This is a genomic window from Paenibacillus oceani (assembly GCF_014705615.1).
GTDB lineage: Bacteria > Bacillota > Bacilli > Paenibacillales > NBRC-103111 > Paenibacillus_AB > Paenibacillus_AB oceani.
In genome coordinates, this window is record NZ_JACXJA010000052.1 from 52963 (window position 1) to 70687 (window position 17725).

The following is a 17725-nucleotide window of genomic DNA, read 5'->3' on the forward strand; positions in this document are numbered from 1 at the left end:
TAATCCTATGGGGATAATATACTAATATTGGTAGTTGCCGTCGTATGGAGGGAAAACCATGGAAACATTGCTGCAAGTGGATCAGATACTGACGGTTTTTCGTACGGAGGCAGGCGAAGTGACTTCAGTCGACCAGGTCAGCTTTGATCTGTACAAGGGCGAGACCGTCGCACTGGTCGGAGAATCCGGCAGCGGTAAAAGTGTGACGGCTCTGTCGATCCTCGGACTGCTCGGCAAAAACGGCCGGGTCAAGCAAGGGACGATCTCGCTTGAGGGCAGGCAGCTGCTGGAGGCGACTCCCGAAGAAATGCGCCAAATCCGGGGCAACGAAATCTCGATCATTTTTCAGGAGCCGATGACTTCGCTTAACCCGGTGTTCTCGATCGGCAGTCAGCTTACCGAAGGAATCCGGATTCATAAAAAGTGGGGCAAAAAACAAGCGCGGGAATACGCGGTCGGCTTGCTGAAGAAGGTCGGCATCTCCCGGGCGGAAGCGATTATGAAGGAGTATCCGCACGCTTTGTCCGGCGGGATGAGGCAGCGGGTGATGATCGCGATGGCGCTCGCCTGCCAGCCCCGTCTCGTCATTGCCGACGAACCTACTACCGCGCTGGATGTAACGATTCAGGCGCAAATCTTAAACGTATTAAAAGCGGCCAGACAAGAATACGGCCTCTCCATGCTGCTTATCACGCACGATCTCGGCGTCGTTGCGGAGATGGCCGACCGGGTGCTGGTCATGTACGCCGGACAAGTCGTCGAAGAAGCGGACGTGATTACGTTGTTCGCAGCGCCGAAGCATCCGTATACGCAGGGCTTAATGGGCTCTATCCCGCGTCTCGATGCGCCGCCAGGCGAACGGCTGCCCGCCATCCCCGGGACGGTTCCGAGTCTGACCCGGATGCCGGAAGGCTGCCGGTTCCACAACCGGTGCCCGTATGCGGCTGACCGATGCCGCGCCGAACAGCCTCCCTTGCTCCCTGCAGGAGAAAATCATTCGGCCCGCTGCTGGTTTGCAAACGACTTGGCGGCTGCGAACCGGCCGGGGGAACAGGAGGCCGGATATGGACAAGTCCGTTGAACCGATTGATCAGATAGGAGCGAATGCACAGATAGAACCGATCCGGCAGCCTTTGCTGCAAGTCGAGGCGCTCAAGAAATATTATCCGATCCGAAGCGGGTTGTTTCTGAAGCAAAAAGCGTTCGTCAAAGCGCTGGACGGGTTCTCGTTGTCCATCTACCCGGGTGAAACGGTCGGCTTGGTGGGGGAATCCGGCTGCGGCAAATCGACGGCCGGCAAGCTGATCGTCAGGCTCGAAGACCCGACGGAAGGAACGATCCGGTTCGAGGGTCAGGATATTACGTCGCTCGCCGGCAGCAAGATGAGGAGCATTCGCCAGCGGCTGCAGATCGTATTCCAAGATCCGTATTCGTCCTTGAATCCGAGACAACGGATCGGTAGCCTGCTTGCCGAACCGCTGATCGTGCACGGGATGGAGCGTGCGGCCGCCAACGTCCGGGCGGAGGAGCTGCTGGAGCTGGTCGGCTTGTCGAAGGCGCACAAGCACCGTTTCCCGCACGAATTTTCCGGCGGCCAGAGACAGCGGATCGGGGTGGCGAGGGCGATCTCGCTGAACCCGAAGCTGATCGTCTGCGACGAGCCGGTATCGGCGCTGGATGCGTCCATTCAGGCGCAAATTTTGAATTTGCTTAAAGATTTGCAAAACCAGTTCCAATTCTCCTACTTATTTATCGCGCACGGCCTGGGCGCCGTGAGGTATATAAGCGACCGGATCGCGGTTATGTATTTGGGCAAAATCGTAGAGATCGCCAAAACGGAAACGTTGTTCCGCGCTCCCCGGCACCCGTATACGAGAGCGCTGCTGGACGCGTATCCAGTGCCCGACCCGAAGCAAAGGGGAAAGGAGCGGGTCGTGCTGGAAGGGGAAGTCCCCAGCTCGGTGAATCCGCCGTCCGGATGCCGGTTCCGCACGAGATGTCCTTTCGCACAGCCAGTATGCAGCGAGCTGGAGCCTGAACTTGCGGGCAGCGGGGATCATGTGGCGGCCTGCCACTTCCCGCTTCAATAAACGAACCGCGACACGAAGGAGAGAAACGCTCATGATGGCATACGTGGTACGCAGGGTCCTTCTCGCGATCCCCGTGCTGTTTGGCATAACGGTCATAAATTTTATCATCATTAATCTGTCGCCCGGCGATCCGGTAGACATGTACATCGATCCGCATACGACGGAAACCGAGATCGCGCTGAAGAAAGAGCAACTGGGTCTCAACGATCCGCTCTGGGTCCAATACTTCCTATGGCTCGGCAATATGCTGAAAGGGGATTTCGGGTATTCGTTCAGCTCGTACGAGCCGGTGACGACGATACTGCTGGAGCGGATCGGCCCTACGCTGCTGCTGATGGGAGCGGCGATTGCAGTCGCCTATCTCATCGCCATTCCGATCGGCATGATCAGCGCGATCCGGCCTTATTCCAAGCTCGACTATTCGATTACCGGCCTGTCGTTCCTGGGGATCTCGGTCCCGAACTTCTTCCTCGGCTTAACGGTCATTTACTTATTCTCGCTTCACTGGCAGTTGCTGCCGTCGGGCGGCATGAGAACGCTGGGAGGCGACGAAGGAATCGGCGATTTGCTGCAGCATCTGGTGCTGCCGGCCCTCGTATTAAGCACGGGGATTGCGGGACAGATGGTCCGTTATGTGCGGGCGAGCATGCTTGAGGTGCTTGGACAAGATTATTTGCGGACGGCGAAGGCCAAGGGCGTCAAGCCGTTTTATGTAGTCGTCAAGCACGGGTTTCGCAACGCGCTCATCCCGGTCATTACGGTAATCGGACTCGATATCTCGGTATTGATTGGCGGCTCGGTCATAACCGAGAAAATGTTCCAATGGCCCGGGATGGGGCAGTTGACGATGCAGGCTATCTTGTCCCGGGACTATCCGGTCCTGATGGCGATCAACTTATGGGCGGCCGTCGTCGTCCTGACCGTTAATTTAATTACCGATATTTTATATTCGTTTGCGGACCCGCGCATCCGTTACCGATAGAAGGGAGGGGGAGGTTTTATGCAACAGCAACAGCGGAAGACAGATCCGGCAGCCGCTGCCGGCTCCCTTCCCGGACAGTCGTGGACGGATGCGGACGAGGGACGCGGGGTGTCGGGATGGGCCCGGTTCCGGCAGCACCGGCTGGCGGTGGCCGGTCTGGCGTTTATGATGCTGCTGACCGCAGCCGCACTGCTCGCCCCTTGGCTGGCGCCGCACGATCCGTATGAGGTTACGGCGGTTTTCCAGGGAGCGCCGTCGGCCGACTACATACTCGGCACCGATCAGATCGGCAGGGATGTGTTCAGCCGGCTGATCTACGCTTCCCGGGTATCGCTGCTGGTAGGCATCGGCGCGGTCGCCATCTATATGGCCATCGGCACGCTGCTCGGCTTGCTGGCCGGTTATTTCGGCGGCTGGGTCGATACGCTGATCATGCGGCTAGTCGATATTATGATGTCGTTTCCGGCGCTGCTCGTGATCCTCGTACTGGTCAGCATTGTCGGACCGAGTTTGTTTAACGTCATTCTGGTGCTCGGGCTGCTTGGCTGGCCGGCGGTTACGAGAATTGTGCGCGGCAGCGTGCTTACCATCAAGCAGGCCGATTACATCAAAGCGGGTATCGCCTTGGGGCTGCCGACCCACCGACTGTTATTCCGCCATATTTTGCTGAACGCGTCGGCGCCGATTCTGGTCAAAGCGACCTTCGGCGTAGCGACGGCGATCTTGACGGAAGCTTCGCTCAGCTTCCTCGGCGTAGGCGTTCAGCCGCCGACGGCGAGCTGGGGCAATATGCTGACCGAAGCGCAAAGCCTGACGACGCTTGCCAACCAGTACTGGTTATGGGTTCCGCCTGGACTGATGATCGTACTGACGGTTCTGTCGGTAAACTTCATCGGCGACGGCATTCGCGACACGCTCGATCCGAAGAGTATAAGCTAACGGTTTATGGTTCACCACATAGATGTCGTCTTCCTGCGAAGAGGACTGCATAGACACAATTTAAGAAAAAGAAGGGGACCGTACACATGAAACCTCTGTTCAAATCAGCCGCCATTCTGCTTCTGTCCACATCGCTGCTCCTGGCTGCCTGCTCGTCCAAAAATTCGGGACAAACGCCGGAAGCCGGCGGTGCAACCGGCGAATCGAAGGGCAAGCCGAAAATCGTCAACGTGGGCGTCTTTAATGCCCCGATCTCGTTTAACCCGCTGATCAGCTCCAAAGACTTGTCGTCCGCGGAAATCGGCACGATGCTGTTCGAGCCGCTGCTGAACCGGATTCAGCCGCTGGAGTTTTTGCCGCAGCTCGCGGAGTCGTTCGATACGAAGGATAAACAAACGTACACAGTCAAGCTGAATGCCAAAGCGAAATGGACGGACGGCAAGCCGGTAACGACCGAGGATGTCGCGTTCACGCTGCTGCTGATCGCCAATCCGAAGGCCGAATCGAGCCTTGGCTCCAGCATCTCGTTTCTGGAAGGTGTAAACGGGGACGGCAAGCTGGAGGACGGCAAAACCGACATATCCGGCTTCAAAGTCATCGATGCCCAGACGTTCGAGCTGAAAGCGAAAACGCCGACAGACCCTAACATCATTAAGGAGCAGTTCGGCATGAAGTTCAAGCCGCTGCCGAAGCATGTGCTGAAAGACGTGAAGCCTGAGGAGCTCGCGAAGCATCCGTTCATGCAAAAGCCCGACGTCACGAGCGGAGCGTTCAAATTCGTCCAATACCAGAAAGATCAATACGTAGAGCTTGCCGCGAACAAAGAGTATTACCGCGGAACGCCGAAGCTGGACAAAATCTTTGTCAAAATAATGCCTAGCGCCAACCTCGTAGCCCAGCTGCAAAGCGGGGAAATCGATATGAACTACGGGCTGGGCATCGGCAATCTGCCGGACCAGGACTTCGAGACGGTGAAGAAAAACGCGAACCTGCGCACGAAGCTGGAGCCTCAAGTGGGGATTCAGGGAATGATGATCAATACGAAGACAATCCCGGACGTGAAGGTGCGCCAGGCGATCGCCTACGCGACGAATCGCCAGCTCATTGTCGACAACCTGATGAAGGGCGACGCAGAAATTTTCGACAGCGTGTATCCGTCCTTAAGCGCGTACCAGAACAAATCGCTCAAGCCGACTCCGTTCGATCCGGAGAAAGCGAAAGCTCTGCTGAAAGAAGCCGGATGGGATGCGAACAAGGAGCTTGATTTCGTCGTACCGGCAGGCAACCTGATCCGCGAGCAATCGGCGCAAATTATCGCTGAAAACTTGAAGGCGGTTGGCATCAAGACGAAAATCAGCAAGTACGATTTCGCGACGGTCAGCCAAAAATCGCTCAAGCATGAATTCGATCTGCTGCTCACCGGCATGTACATGAATATCGACCCGGATTCGTCCGCGTATTATCACAGCAAGGGCAACAGCAATTCGCCGGCGTACAGCAATCCGGAAGTCGACCAGCTGCTCGAGAAGGGCAAGTCGGAAGCGGACGAGAAGGTGCGCAAGCAGATTTACGATCAAGTTCAGGTTATCGTCCAAAAAGATATGCCGCTGCTCACGCTGTATTACAACCCGACGCTGATCGCGGTTAACAAACGGGTGACGAAAGGCGAACCGCGCCTGTTCGGAACGACTTATGACGTGCATGAGTGGGACGTAGCGCAATAAGGGAATAGTGGCTTGTTATACGATGCGAAAGGGTGAGCGGTATGGCTCAAGCGAAAAAACAAATTCTAGTGAGCGCGCAGTGGCTCGGCCGGCGTCGCTTCGAAGCGAAAGGCCCGAGCGGATACCCGCTCGTGATGGATTCGAATGCGGAGAACGGCGGCGACGGTTCGGGCAACAGCCCGCTGGAGCTCGTGATCATGGGCTTGATCGGCTGCATGGGCATCGGCGTAACCAAGCTGCTCGAGAAAATGCGTCAATCGCTCGAGTCGCTCGAGATTACGGCGGACGGCATCCGCGCCGACGAGATCCCGTACGGGGTGACGGAGGTGCACCTGACCTTCGACGCCAAGGGCGAAGTGGCCGCTTCCCGGATCTGGCAGGCGATCAAGCTTGAGGCGGAGCAGTATTGCCCCGTTGCCGCTTCCTTGAAGGCGGCGATTATTCCGCACCTCGTGCTTAACGGCGTCGAGACCGCGCCGCCTGCGGACATCCCGAAGCCGGAATAAGCGGCAAACCGCTGCTATGCGGCACATAATCTTCCCATACATAGCCGATACCGTTCCAGCTTCCTGGATCAGGTGTCGGCTTTGTGTGCGTTCAGGACCGCACCGCCCAATAATAAAAAGAGGTGCAGGCTTATCGCCGCACCCCGGTAAAAAGTTGACTTATTTGTTAAGCATCTGGAACACTTGCTCGACGTCTTTGTCGCCGCGTCCGGACAAGTTGATGATCAGGATCTGGTCCTTGCTCATCGTAGGAGCGAGTTTTTTCGCGTAAGCGACCGGATGCGAGCTTTCCAGCGCCGGAATAATGCCTTCCGTGCGGGACAGCTCCTGGAACGCCTCCAGCACTTCCTCGTTCGTCACGGTGACGTATTCGGCACGTCCGGATACTTTCAAGTGGCTGTGTTCCGGTCCGATGCCCGGATAATCAAGCCCGGCCGCGATCGAGTAGGTCGGCTTCGGATTGCCGTCCGCGTCAAGCAGTACGAGGCAGCGGAAGCCATGGATCACGCCCGGCACGCCTTGGGTCAAAGTAGGGGCTTGATCGGGCTCGACGCCGATCAGGCGGACGGACGCCTCGTCGATGTAATGCGCGAACGCGCCGATCGCGTTGCTGCCTCCGCCTACGCAGGCAAGAACGGCATCGGGCAGGCGGCCTTCCTTCTCCAAAATTTGCCGTTTCGATTCTTCGCTGACGACGGACTGGAAATGCTTAACCATCGTCGGGAATGGGTGAGGGCCGACGGCGGAGCCGAGCAAATAAAACGTCGTTTTGTAATTTTCCACGAGATCGTTCAAAGCTTCGTCGACCGCGTCTTTCAGCCGGGCTTGTCCTTTGGTTACCGGCACGACCTTCGCTCCGAGCAGCTCCATCCGGAATACGTTCAACGCCTGACGGCGGGTATCTTCTGCACCCATGTAGATGACGCATTCCATATCGAACATCGCGCACGCCGTCGCCGTAGCTACGCCGTGCTGCCCTGCGCCGGTTTCCGCGATGACCCGCTTGGCGCCCATCCGTTTGGCAAGCAGGATTTGGCCGACCACGTTGTTGATCTTGTGAGCGCCGGTATGATTCAGATCTTCCCGCTTCAAGTATATTTTCGCTCCGCCCCACTTTTTCGTCAGCTGCGCTGCGAAGGTAAGCGGATTTTCGCGTCCCACATATTCACGCAAATAATAGTTCAGCTCTTCCTTGAACTCCGGGTCGTCCTTGTATTTATAAAATTGAGCGGTCAAGTAATCCATAGCTTCCTGCAGCATCGGAGGGATGAAGCTGCCGCCAAACTCTCCGAAATATCCTTCAAGCACGTCCTGTTGACTCATGTGCAAACGCCTCCAAATCATTACAAGTATAAGTCCCGTTCTCATCTTAATGAATGCCGGTCCGGTTTGTCAAAGCAAATTGTAGCCGCCGCGGCGGGACGGCTCCGGAAGGCCGAAAAACCTCCCGGGCTCTGGGGCTGCCCGGAAGGTTTCGTTCGGCTGTCGGTTGCTGTTACCCGCTTATTACTTGCTGCCTGATTTGATTTTGGCGATTTCCTTCTCCGCTTCCTCCGCCGCTGTCCGCAGGGCGGTATTGACGTCGACGCCGCCTTTCGTGAGCGTATACATCATTTTCTCGAACTGCAGGGCGATTGTCCGGTTGTGCTGTGCTGCTACGAACGGGGCGGCCGGTTTACTGATCAGAAGAGATTTGACGTTTTTGCCCTTCAAGTTCGGGTTGTCCTGTCCATACACATCTTTTACCTGTTTGTTATTAATGACAGGCAAACCCAAAGCTTGTTTCGCGATATGCGTCTGCATCTCGTCGCTCGTCATGTAGGAGATCGCATCGAAGGCCGCTTCCTTATGCTTGCTAATGCTTGTGATATAGGCTAGCGTCAGCATCGACTGCGCCCCTACGCCGCGCTTGTCGCTGAATTCGGGGAGTTGAACCACATCCCAGTTCACTTCCTGCGGTGTCGTAGGAATCGTATAGGCGTACATGGCAGCGGTTTTGCTTTTTAGGAACAAGTTGGAGATCCCGGAGAACGAGCCTTCCTTCGTCACGTTGCCCGGAATTTCATAAAACCGGGATAAATTTCTCGTGAAAGCGGCCCATCTCTCATCCGTGTGAATGATCGGCTTGTCGGTTTTCGGATCGATGAAGCCTAGCGATTGCTGGTTCAGCCAGCCCATATTGTAGAACTGCGTAATAAATCCTCTGTATTCGGTGCCGTCCACCGTACGCGTCAACTGTTTGGCCAACTCATAGGTTTCGTCCCACGTCATGCCGTCCTTCGGGTACGGTTTGCCGAATTGGTCAAAGATGTCTTTGTTGTACATGAGACCGAGGGTATTCATTCGAAAAGGCAGTGCGTACATTCCGCCGCCTGACAACGTTTGTACCGCTTGAAGGATGCTGGGATCAAGCTGGGACAAATCATATTTGTTTTTCTTGATCAGCTCGGTCATATCGTATTCGAATTTAAACGGAGCGATCAGCCTGTAGTGATTCAGGTCCGCATTCAGCATAACGTCGATAGGATCACCTGCGGCAATCATGGACGTAATATGCGCTTCCGGATTCGTATCGGGAGAGGAGACAAATTTTATCGTAATATGAGGATATTTTTTTACGATCAAGTTCCCGTATTGCTCCATAAACGTTTCCGGGAGCACGCCTGCGCTCGGATCGTAAAACGTAAGCGTTACCGGCTCTTTAGGTTTCTCAGCCTGGCTCTCGCCCTGAACTTCCGCCGGCTTGCTTCCCCCGGAGCATCCGAACAATACGGCCGCCGTCAGCGATAGGACCCCTGCTGTTTTCAAGCTCTGTCTGAACATGCTTGATCTCTCCCTTTTTGGTAAATTTAACTTGTGTAAGCGCTGTATTTAATACTACAATAGAAACCAGAATCGAGTGCGACATTGTTTAAGCGCCATCGGTCACTTTTTTACCAGTTGTATGTTCCAATGGGTCGTTCGATATCGGAATCCACTTCTGAATAGAGAGGCGAAGCGGCATGAGCATGAAGAAAGTACCGATCTATGAAGACTTTGTCGGCGGCGTTCCGAATCTGATTATTGGCAACGAGCGGTTTTATATCGATATCCGCGATTCGCGTCATTCGTATTTGCACCACCACAATTTTGCGGAGATCTCGTTTTTCTTTGAAGGCAGCGGGGTTGAGACGATCAACGGGGTGGAGTATGAGCTGAAGCAGGGCAGCGTAACGGTTATACTTCCCCACCACATGCATATCATCAAGACCGACAAGGAGCGCCAGCTGCGCAAATATTGCTGCATGTTCGATCTGCAGCTGTTGTCGGGGATGAAGGAGGACAGCTGGTTTTCGCGAATGTTGTACGGAATCGGTTCGGGCACACCTTCGTCGGTGCTCTTCAAAGGCCAGGAGAGCGAACGGATGGAAGGAATCTTTGGCCATCTGTTGCAGGAGTTCCATAATACGAGCAGTCCCGGACGGCCGAATATGATCAAGGCGAAGCTGAACGAAGCGATGCTGCTGTTTATCCGCAAAGGGCTGGACGTCGCCTCCTCTTCGGGTTCCCGAACCTCGTCGCCGTCGGCCGAAGAGACGCCGCTGTTATGGCCGATTTTAAAATATTTGCATACGCACTGCACCGAGAAGCTGACGTTGACCGAGCTGTCCAGCCAGTTCCATCTGAGCGTGCCGTATATGAGCCGTTTCTTCAAAGAGCATGTCGGCATGGGCTTTGTCGAGTATTTGCACCGGCTGCGCATCCAGCGCGCCACCAATATGCTGCTGTACACAGATAAGACGATTACCGATATCGCCTATGAGGTGGGCTTTGACAATTCCCGTACGTTTTCCCGCGTCTTTCGGGAGCAGAAGGGCCGCTCGGCCCGGGAGTACCGCCTCGTACAAATGAAATAATCCATCTACTAGGAGCCCCGGAGGGCTTTTTTTTGTCAGAATGTATATCGTGGGAGTGGCACTAAATCTCGGTTAACGCCAGCGCCAAAAGACGCCGGTAGGCGTTTATCCTTCATAGCCGGAATGTTCAAGTGCTTCGCCGTACTGAAGCGAAAATGCGGGTTCCCTTCCTTGGCGTTAGAGAACGTACTCAGGTTCGATCGATGACTAACGAATCGGATCGTGCTTATGGCTGAAAAGCGACGTTATTGCAGACTGAACGAATCCAGGTATCGTTATCGAACCGAAAGTGGAAAAAACGATCCGATTTGCCGGGAATAACCATACAAGAGTTCGTTTCAAATTCAAACGTCCGCATTCAGTGCGGGTAACGATTGCTGGGTTCGTTAGCCATACCACCCGCATGAAGACAACACGACTGAGGACGAGCGGCTGGAGCGAAGGTACCCATTCCCTTCCACGACCTAACATATGGGTCTGCACGTCAAAGGACCGTTACGGATGTTTTCCGGACGGTTTTTCTTATTTTATCAGACGCCGGCAGGCGTTTACGCTTGTTTCTTAAAATGTCGTTATCGATGTTTAGTATTAGTTATTTATTGAGAAAATAAGTTCGAGTAAGCTGGAACCGAGGCTAAATAAAACCTATCGATGGAGGGTCAACATGAAACATATACAAGGGAAGCGCGTGTTATCGGTCGGCGTTACCGCTTTGCTTACGGCCGCTTTGGCAGCCGGCTGTGCAGGGGGAACGAATAACAATACAAACCAGGGCGCTCAGCCGGGAGGAGGAGCCGCAGCGGGGGACAAGCCGTTCCAGGGCAAAAGCATTACGTTCGTCACGGCGAACCATCCGTGGGGCGAGGCGATCAAGCCGCTGCTGCCGGAATTCGAAGCGAAGACGGGCATGAAGGTGAACGTGCAGAGCTTCTTCGAGGATCAGCTCACCCAGAAGCTGACCGTGCAGTTTACGGCCAACTCCGCGACGCCGGACGTCTTCATGTACCGCCCGCTGCAGGAAGGCAAGCTGTTCTACAAAAACGGCTGGGTAAGTCCGCTGGATGAATTCCCGAACAAGGACGCCAGCTACGACTTCGCCGATTTCTCCAAATCCTCGATTGGTTCGGTAACCGTCGACGGCAAGCTGGCGGGCATTCCGATTATTACGGAGCAGGAGATTTTGTACTACCGCAAAGACTTGCTGCAAAACGCAGGCATTGCCGTTCCGAAAACGATGGACGAACTCGTAGCCGCAGCGAAGAAGCTTCACGACCCGTCCAAGGAAATATACGGTTTTGTCGCCCGTGGACAGCGTTCGCCGCTCGTCACGCAAGTGTCGTCGTTCGTCTTCTCCGAAGGAGGCGACTTCCATAACGGCAACAAAGCGACGATTAATACGCCGGAAGCGATCAAGGCTTTTACGACGTACGGAACGCTGCTGAAGGACTTCGGCCCTCCGGGAGTGCTGAATATGTCCTGGCCGCAGGCGTTCGGGATTTTCGCACAAGGCAAAGTCGCCTTCATCACCGATGCGAACTCCTTGTACGGCAACGTGACCGATCCGGAGAAATCGAAGGTGTCCGATAAAGTCGGCTTCGCGATGTTCCCGGGCGGGGCAGGCGGCTCCAAGCCTTACAGCATCACGTCCTGGGGACTGGCGATGAACTCCAAAACCGCGAACAAGGAAGCGTCGTGGGAATTCATCAAATGGGCGACCAGCAAAGAAGTAGTGCTGAAAACGCAGCAAGCCGGCAATCCGGGCGCGCGCGCATCCGTATGGGATATGGCCGAAGGGGTAACCGGTTTCCCGGCCGAGCTCGTTCCGATCATCAAGGAAAGCGCCAAAGTCGGCGTCGATCACGACCGGCCGGTTGTGATCAGCGTCGGCGAAGCGCGGGATGCCGTAGGTGAGATCGTTCAGCAGGTTATGGCCGGACAAACGAACATTAAAGAAACGGCCGACAAGGCGAACGCGGCCCTTCAGGCGATCATGGATAAAGACAACGCCAAATAACAGCCGCTCAGCCGGTTATCCGTTCAAAAGGGTCAGCCAATGACCCTTTTGAACACTAAGAGTTACTGTAACGAGTACGAGTGAAATGACAAGGGAAGAGCAATCCTAACAACAACGAAAACAGTATCGTCGAAAGGCTTCGATCCGAAGCTTTTCTTCTTGTTCGATTTCCGAATTTGCAAGAAAGGTGGGAGTGACCCCCGTGCAATACAACTGGTTCGACCGGAATTTGAAATGGATCTACACCTTGCCCGCAGTGGTGTTCGTACTCATCATGATGCTGTTCCCGATTATCTATACGGTACGGATCAGCTTCTTCGAATGGAGCATGTCGGCGACGACGCCTCCGAAATGGGTCGGGTTAAGCAACTATATGGCGCTGCTGAATGACGGACGGTTTTGGCACGCGGTCTGGGCTACGTTTTATTTTACGATCGTGGCGCTGGTAATCCAGGTTGTTCTCGGCGTCGCGATCGCCGTGCTGCTGTCCCGTCAATTCAGGGGCAAAAACCTCGTGAAAACGGTATTTTTGCTTCCGATGGTCGCAACGCCGGTAGCGATGGGTCTCGTCTGGATGCTGATCTACGAACCGACGATCGGCGCGGCCAATATGATGCTGAAGTCGCTTGGATTTAAGCCGCTGCTGTGGCTGGCTTCCACCAGCGAAGTCATTCCGTCGCTCATCATCGTCGACGTCTGGCAGTGGACCCCGATGATCTCGCTGATCGTTATGGCGGGCATCGCGACTCTGCCCAGCGATCCGTATGAAGCGGCCGACGTGGACGGAGCGAACGCCTGGACCAAGTTCACGCATATTACGCTTCCGCTGCTGAGACCGACGATTCTCGTCGCAGCCATGCTGCGGCTCATCGACGTTCTAAAGACGTTCGACATTATTTATGCAACGACCCAGGGCGGACCTAACTTCGCCTCCGAGACGCTGAATTTGTACGGCTACGTGCTCGGATTCCAGTACTTCAAGCTGGGGATGGCTTCCGCTCTGCTGGTGCTGTTCTTCGCCCTTGTATTGGGCCTGACGCTGTTTATGATCTGGATGCGCAAACGATTGGAGGCGGCGGCATGATGAGAAAGAAAAGAGGCGTCAATCTGCTGCTTTCCTTGTTGACGCTGCTTGTTTTGTTCGTATTTGCTTTCCCGTTCGTCTGGATGCTGATCGCGTCCTTTAAGACGCAGTCGCAGATTATGTCTACGGAAAACATCCTGATCTTCGAGCCTACGTTCAAAAACTATTTGAGCGTCTTCCGGGAATACGACTTCCTGGAGTTTATATGGAACAGCCTGATCGTCGCCGTAGGCTCCACGCTGCTGTCGCTGCTGCTCGGCCTGCCTGCGGCTTATGCGATCGCCAGACACCATCTGCACAAGCTGGGGCTCGTGATTCTCGTGGCGCGGATTATCCCGGGGATTACGTTTCTGATCCCGTGGTTTATCCTGTTCTCCCAGATCAATCTGGTCGATACGTACACGTCGCTGATTTTGAGCCATATGCTGGTCGGGCTGCCGTTCATCATCTGGATCATGATCTCGTTTTTCGAGGCGCTGCCGACCGAGATCGAAGAAGCCGGACTGATCGACGGATGTACGCACCATGAAGTGTTCCTGCGGATCATCCTGCCGATATCCGGTCCCGGGGTTATTACTTCGTCGCTGCTGTCGTTCATCTTTTCGTGGAACAACTTCATGTTCTCGATCATTCTCGCCGGGGACAAGACGAAGACGCTTCCGATCGCAGTGTTTAATTTTATGTCGTATTCGGAAATCAACTGGGGCGCCCTGATGGCGGCGGCTTGTATCATTACGCTGCCCGTGCTTATCATCGCGCTGCTCGCCCAGAAATATATCGTTAGCGGTCTGGCTGCCGGCGCTGTCAAAGGATAATGGGTTCTTCGCGTTTTTTTTCGTACCGGATCAACATTTTCGGCAAAATCGTCCTGATGGTCGTGCTGCTGCTCGCACCGGTTTTGATCCTGTACAGCTTCTCCAACCGGATTACGAATCAGGTCGTTCACGAGCAGTTGCAGTCGTCCAACCTGAATCAGCTGTCGGTGTTTATGCACCAGGTCGATTCGGCGATCGACAATTTATCGATGTTTCCGGTTATTTTAGGGCAGGACCCGCATATCCGCGATTACTTGGACCGCAGTCATGCGGGGCTGACCGATCTGCTGAAGGAACAGGGGCGGATTACCGAGAAGCTCGGCCTGCAAAGCGTGTCGAGCGGCTGGTCCAACGATTTGACGATCGTGTTCCCCGGGGAGCGGAAATTGCTCTCGTCGAACATTTATTTAAACGGGGGAACGGACTGGCCTTGGGATGAGCGGGTCCGCAGCGGCTGGACGTACGGGAAAGACCGCTCGCGCGGTTATCCTACCGATGCGTTTATCCGCGAGGTGGCCGAGCCGGCGGGCGCCAGGACGGCGGGGGAAGCGGCCGCCTTGTACCAGATCAGCGTGCCGGTGCAAAATTTGAACGAGCTGCTCGACGTATTCAAGAAAAACAAGGACAGCGATCCGTTTCTGTTTCATCCGGATTACGCGCCGCTTACAAGCAGCACCGCTTCGGACGAGTAGGTGAAAGAGATCGTCCGCCTGCTCGGCGGACAAACGCTGAAGGAGCAAGGACAGGAACGGTTTGCGATTGCAGGCGAAGACTATCTGGTCAGCTACGTCCGCTCGAAGCATATCGGCTGGTATTTGACCGACTACGCTCCCGTGGAACAAGTGCTTCTGCCGATTACGAAAACGGGCTACTTGTTTTACGGGTCCGTCGGCCTGCTTCTGCTGATGGGTCTGCTTGCTTCGTTTTTGCTGTACCGCAATGTGCAAATTCCGATCATCAATCTCGTACGCAGCATGCAACGGCTGAAGCGGGGCGATTTATCGGCCCGGATCGGCTACCGCTCCAAAAATGAGTTCGACTACCTGATTTTGCGCTATAACGAAATGGCCGAACAGATCCAGGTGCTGGTGGAGGACGTGTACGCAGAGAAGCTTCGCGCGCGGGAAGCGACGCTGAAGCAGCTGCAATCGCAAATTCATCCGCATTTTTTATACAACTCGTTATTTTTTATTATTAATTCGGCGATGATCGACGACCGGGACTCGGTTGTGGCGATGGCTCAAAATTTGGCCGAGTTTTACCGGAATACGACCCGGGTAGACCGGGAGACGGTCACGCTGAAGGATGAGCTTGATTTTATCGGTCATTATTTGGAAATTCAAAACTTGCGGATGCGCCGGCTGGAATACGAAATTGCCGTGCCTGCGGGAATGATGGACGAGGTCGTGCCCCGGCTTATTATTCAGCCCTTGGTCGAAAACGCCATCATCCACGGAATCGAGCGCAAGCCGGGCAGCGGGCGGATCGTCATCCGCGGAGAGCAGGATGAGGACTTTAACCGGATCGTCGTGCAGGATAACGGAGCCGGGGCGACGGAAGAGGAGCTGCAGTCGCTTCGCCGGGAGCTCGGGCAGCAGGTCCCGGACGATATCGGCTGCGGAACCTGGAACGTGCACCGGCGGCTGTTTTATCAATTCGGCGAAGGCTCGGGCCTTACGTTCCACCCGGTGCCGGAAGGCGGGCTCAAGGCCGTGCTGACCTGGCGGCGGAAAGCAATCAGGCCCGGCGGCGACCCGGACGGGAGAGGAGCTTCCTAGATGGTGCAGCTGTTAATCGTGGATGACGAGATCCATGTGGTGGAACGGCTGACCTCCACGATCGATTGGAGCGGGGGCGGCGTTGAGCAAGTGTACGGCGTTCATTCCGCCGAGGAGGCTCTCGCCCTGCTCGAGCGGATGTCCATCGACATTGTGTTGTCGGATATCCGGATGCCCGGGTTGTCCGGCTTGCAACTGATCGGGGAGATCCGGCGGCGGTGGCCGAAAACCAAATGTATTTTGTTGTCCGGTTTTTCGGATTTCCAATATGCGAAGGAAGCGATCCTCCACCAGAGCGAGGATTACTTGCTCAAGCCGGTAACGGAGCGGGATCTCGTGGATACGGTCCGGCGGGTGATGGACAAGATGAAGCGGGAGTGGGAGGAGGTCGTCTCCAAGCAGCGGCTCGCGTACACGCTGAAGGAGCACCTGCCGCTGCTGCGCGGCAATCTGCTGAACGACCTGCTGCAAGGACGCAAATTGTCCGAGTCGTCGTTAAGCGAGAAGATGCAGATGCTGGAAATGACCGATTATAACGGAAAGCGGTTCGCCCTGATGACGATTCGGCTGGAGGAATATTTTCTCCAGTACGACGCCCACAGCTTGTCGCTGATGGAGTATGCGATCGGCAACATGGTGGAGGAGCTGTTCGGGGGGCGGTTCGACAGCTGGTATGCCAAGGATGCCCACGACTACCTCGTGTTCGTCCTGACAGGCAAGCCCGGGACGGACGGCGGGGAAGATTCCGTCTGGCTGGAGCGCACCGCGTCGCTGCTGCAAGCGGCGGTGAACCGGTACCTGAAAGGGAAAATATCGGTGCTTGTCAGCCGCTGGGGGACGTTCCCCGCCGATCTGTTCGGCTTGTACAGCCGGTCGGTGGAAGCGTTCCGCCGCACGGTCGGCAGCGAGCAGGAGCTGTTCCTGCGGCTGGACGACGAGCCGTTGTCCACGGAGATCGAATCGCTGCAGACGTTGTACGAGCCTCCGTCGTTTATTCATTTGCTGGAGGCGGCCAGATGGGACGGCATCGAAGAGAAGCTGAAGAGCGTTTTCGCGGAGCTGGAGCAGCGGTATGCGGAATCGCAGGAGCATCTGCTCGAAGCTTATTTCTGCATTGCGTCCGCGTATGCGTATATCGCTCACAAGGGCGGCCGCCGTTTATCGTCCGTGATCGGAGCGGACTATGACAAGATGACGCGCGGGACCCCGTTTCGCTCGGTGAACCAGCTGAAGGAATGGTCGCTGCTGACGCTGGACCGGATTCGCGACGATATGGCCCGGGATACGCAGCATTCCAGAGCTTCGGTCATCAACAACATCCGCTCCTTCGTGGAGCAGCGCATCTCGGAGGACGTCTCACTACAGTCGATTGCCGATTACGTCCATCTGCATCCGGTATATGTCTCCAAAATCTACAAGCTGGAGACGGGCGACAACCTGAGCGATTATGTGCATCGCGTCCGGATGGACAAGACGGAATATATGCTGCGCAGCGGACAGGATAAAATCTATGAAATTGCCGCCAGACTGGGGTATCAGCGGCCTCATTCCTTTAATCACGCGTTCAAGAAGCAGTTTGGGATGACGCCGCAGGAATATCGCGACACCTATATAGCCTCTCGGAATTAGACAGGAATTGAAGGAAGATGGTGGAAGAAGCACGAGGTTGGGAGCTGGAAGTCATGGAAAATGAAAACCAGTTTCAAAAAAGGGCAGACTCCGCCAATTTGCCAAACGGGAAATTTTAAAAACTAAGCAGCGGCGGGACAAATCGTGGATTTCAATTTGTCCCATTCGTCCTTCTGGTTCGCGTACCAGGCATCGATGTGCTGGCAGATCATAATGCCATAGATGCGCAGGGTCCACATCAGAGTCGAGCGGTGTCGGCCGGATTCGA

At 55.4% G+C, this 17725-nt stretch carries 15 protein-coding genes; 13 read left to right on the top strand and 2 right to left on the bottom strand.

Going from position 1 to position 17725, the window contains the following annotated elements; genetic code table 11:
- The first annotated feature begins 58 nt into the window (after positions 1–58).
- The 6 genes from IDH45_RS29395 to IDH45_RS29420 all read left to right on the top strand — a co-directional run bounded on the left by IDH45_RS29395 (position 59) and on the right by IDH45_RS29420 (position 6241).
- A complete protein-coding gene (locus IDH45_RS29395) occupies positions 59–1081 on the top strand; it encodes an ABC transporter ATP-binding protein (protein WP_190931727.1) in 1023 nt (340 codons plus the stop codon).
- Positions 1065–2090, top strand: a complete 1026-nt coding sequence (locus IDH45_RS29400; protein WP_190931728.1) for an ABC transporter ATP-binding protein — start codon at positions 1065–1067, stop codon at positions 2088–2090. The genes IDH45_RS29395 and IDH45_RS29400 overlap by 17 nt, the downstream gene beginning before the upstream one ends.
- A gap of 31 nt (positions 2091–2121) precedes the next feature.
- Complete coding sequence (locus IDH45_RS29405) at positions 2122–3072, top strand: ABC transporter permease (protein ID WP_190931729.1); 951 nt, start codon at positions 2122–2124, stop codon at positions 3070–3072.
- An 18-nt stretch (positions 3073–3090) separates the two neighbouring features.
- Complete coding sequence (gene opp4C / locus IDH45_RS29410; RefSeq protein WP_190931730.1) at positions 3091–4011, top strand: oligopeptide ABC transporter permease; 921 nt, start codon at positions 3091–3093, stop codon at positions 4009–4011.
- Positions 4012–4097: 86 nt separating this feature from the next.
- Positions 4098–5735 (top strand): ABC transporter substrate-binding protein, encoded by a 1638-nt coding sequence (locus tag IDH45_RS29415; RefSeq protein ID WP_190931731.1) that lies wholly within the window; start codon positions 4098–4100, stop codon positions 5733–5735.
- A 41-nt stretch (positions 5736–5776) separates the two neighbouring features.
- Positions 5777–6241, top strand: coding sequence for an OsmC family protein (locus tag IDH45_RS29420; RefSeq protein ID WP_190931732.1), 465 nt, complete (start codon positions 5777–5779; stop codon positions 6239–6241).
- Positions 6242–6400: 159 nt separating this feature from the next.
- Here IDH45_RS29420 and trpB read toward each other — a convergent pair whose 3' ends face one another.
- Both trpB and IDH45_RS29430 read right to left on the bottom strand, forming a co-directional pair.
- Complete coding sequence (gene trpB, locus IDH45_RS29425; RefSeq protein ID WP_190931733.1) at positions 6401–7564, bottom strand: tryptophan synthase subunit beta; 1164 nt, start codon at positions 7562–7564, stop codon at positions 6401–6403.
- 183 nt (positions 7565–7747) lie between these two features.
- Entirely contained in the window at positions 7748–9064 is a 1317-nt protein-coding gene (locus tag IDH45_RS29430; protein ID WP_190931734.1) for an ABC transporter substrate-binding protein, read from the bottom strand.
- Between the two features lie 179 nt (positions 9065–9243).
- On the opposite strand from IDH45_RS29430, the gene IDH45_RS29435 reads away from it, so the two are divergent.
- The 7 genes from IDH45_RS29435 (at position 9244) to IDH45_RS29460 (ending at position 17457) form a co-directional block, all read left to right on the top strand.
- Positions 9244–10137, top strand: coding sequence for an AraC family transcriptional regulator (locus IDH45_RS29435; RefSeq protein WP_190931735.1), 894 nt, complete (start codon positions 9244–9246; stop codon positions 10135–10137).
- Between the two features lie 664 nt (positions 10138–10801).
- Positions 10802–12151: an ABC transporter substrate-binding protein gene (locus IDH45_RS29440; RefSeq protein ID WP_190931736.1), complete on the top strand. Its 1350-nt coding sequence runs from the start codon at positions 10802–10804 to the stop codon at positions 12149–12151.
- A 202-nt stretch (positions 12152–12353) separates the two neighbouring features.
- Entirely contained in the window at positions 12354–13235 is an 882-nt protein-coding gene (locus IDH45_RS29445; protein ID WP_190931737.1) for a carbohydrate ABC transporter permease, read from the top strand.
- On the top strand, positions 13232–14050 hold the full coding sequence (locus IDH45_RS29450) for a carbohydrate ABC transporter permease (RefSeq protein WP_190931738.1): 819 nt from the start codon (positions 13232–13234) through the stop codon (positions 14048–14050). The genes IDH45_RS29445 and IDH45_RS29450 overlap by 4 nt, the downstream gene beginning before the upstream one ends.
- Positions 14050–14742, top strand: coding sequence for a hypothetical protein (locus tag IDH45_RS34430; protein WP_223837101.1), 693 nt, complete (start codon positions 14050–14052; stop codon positions 14740–14742). Before IDH45_RS29450 ends, IDH45_RS34430 begins: the two co-directional genes overlap by 1 nt.
- Positions 14743–15828 carry a sensor histidine kinase gene (locus tag IDH45_RS34435; RefSeq protein WP_317891311.1) on the top strand — a complete coding sequence of 362 codons (1086 nt, stop codon included), beginning with the start codon at positions 14743–14745 and terminating at the stop codon, positions 15826–15828. It abuts the gene before it with no gap.
- Positions 15829–17457: a response regulator transcription factor gene (locus IDH45_RS29460; RefSeq protein ID WP_190931739.1), complete on the top strand. Its 1629-nt coding sequence runs from the start codon at positions 15829–15831 to the stop codon at positions 17455–17457.
- Positions 17458–17725: the final 268 nt, after the last annotated feature.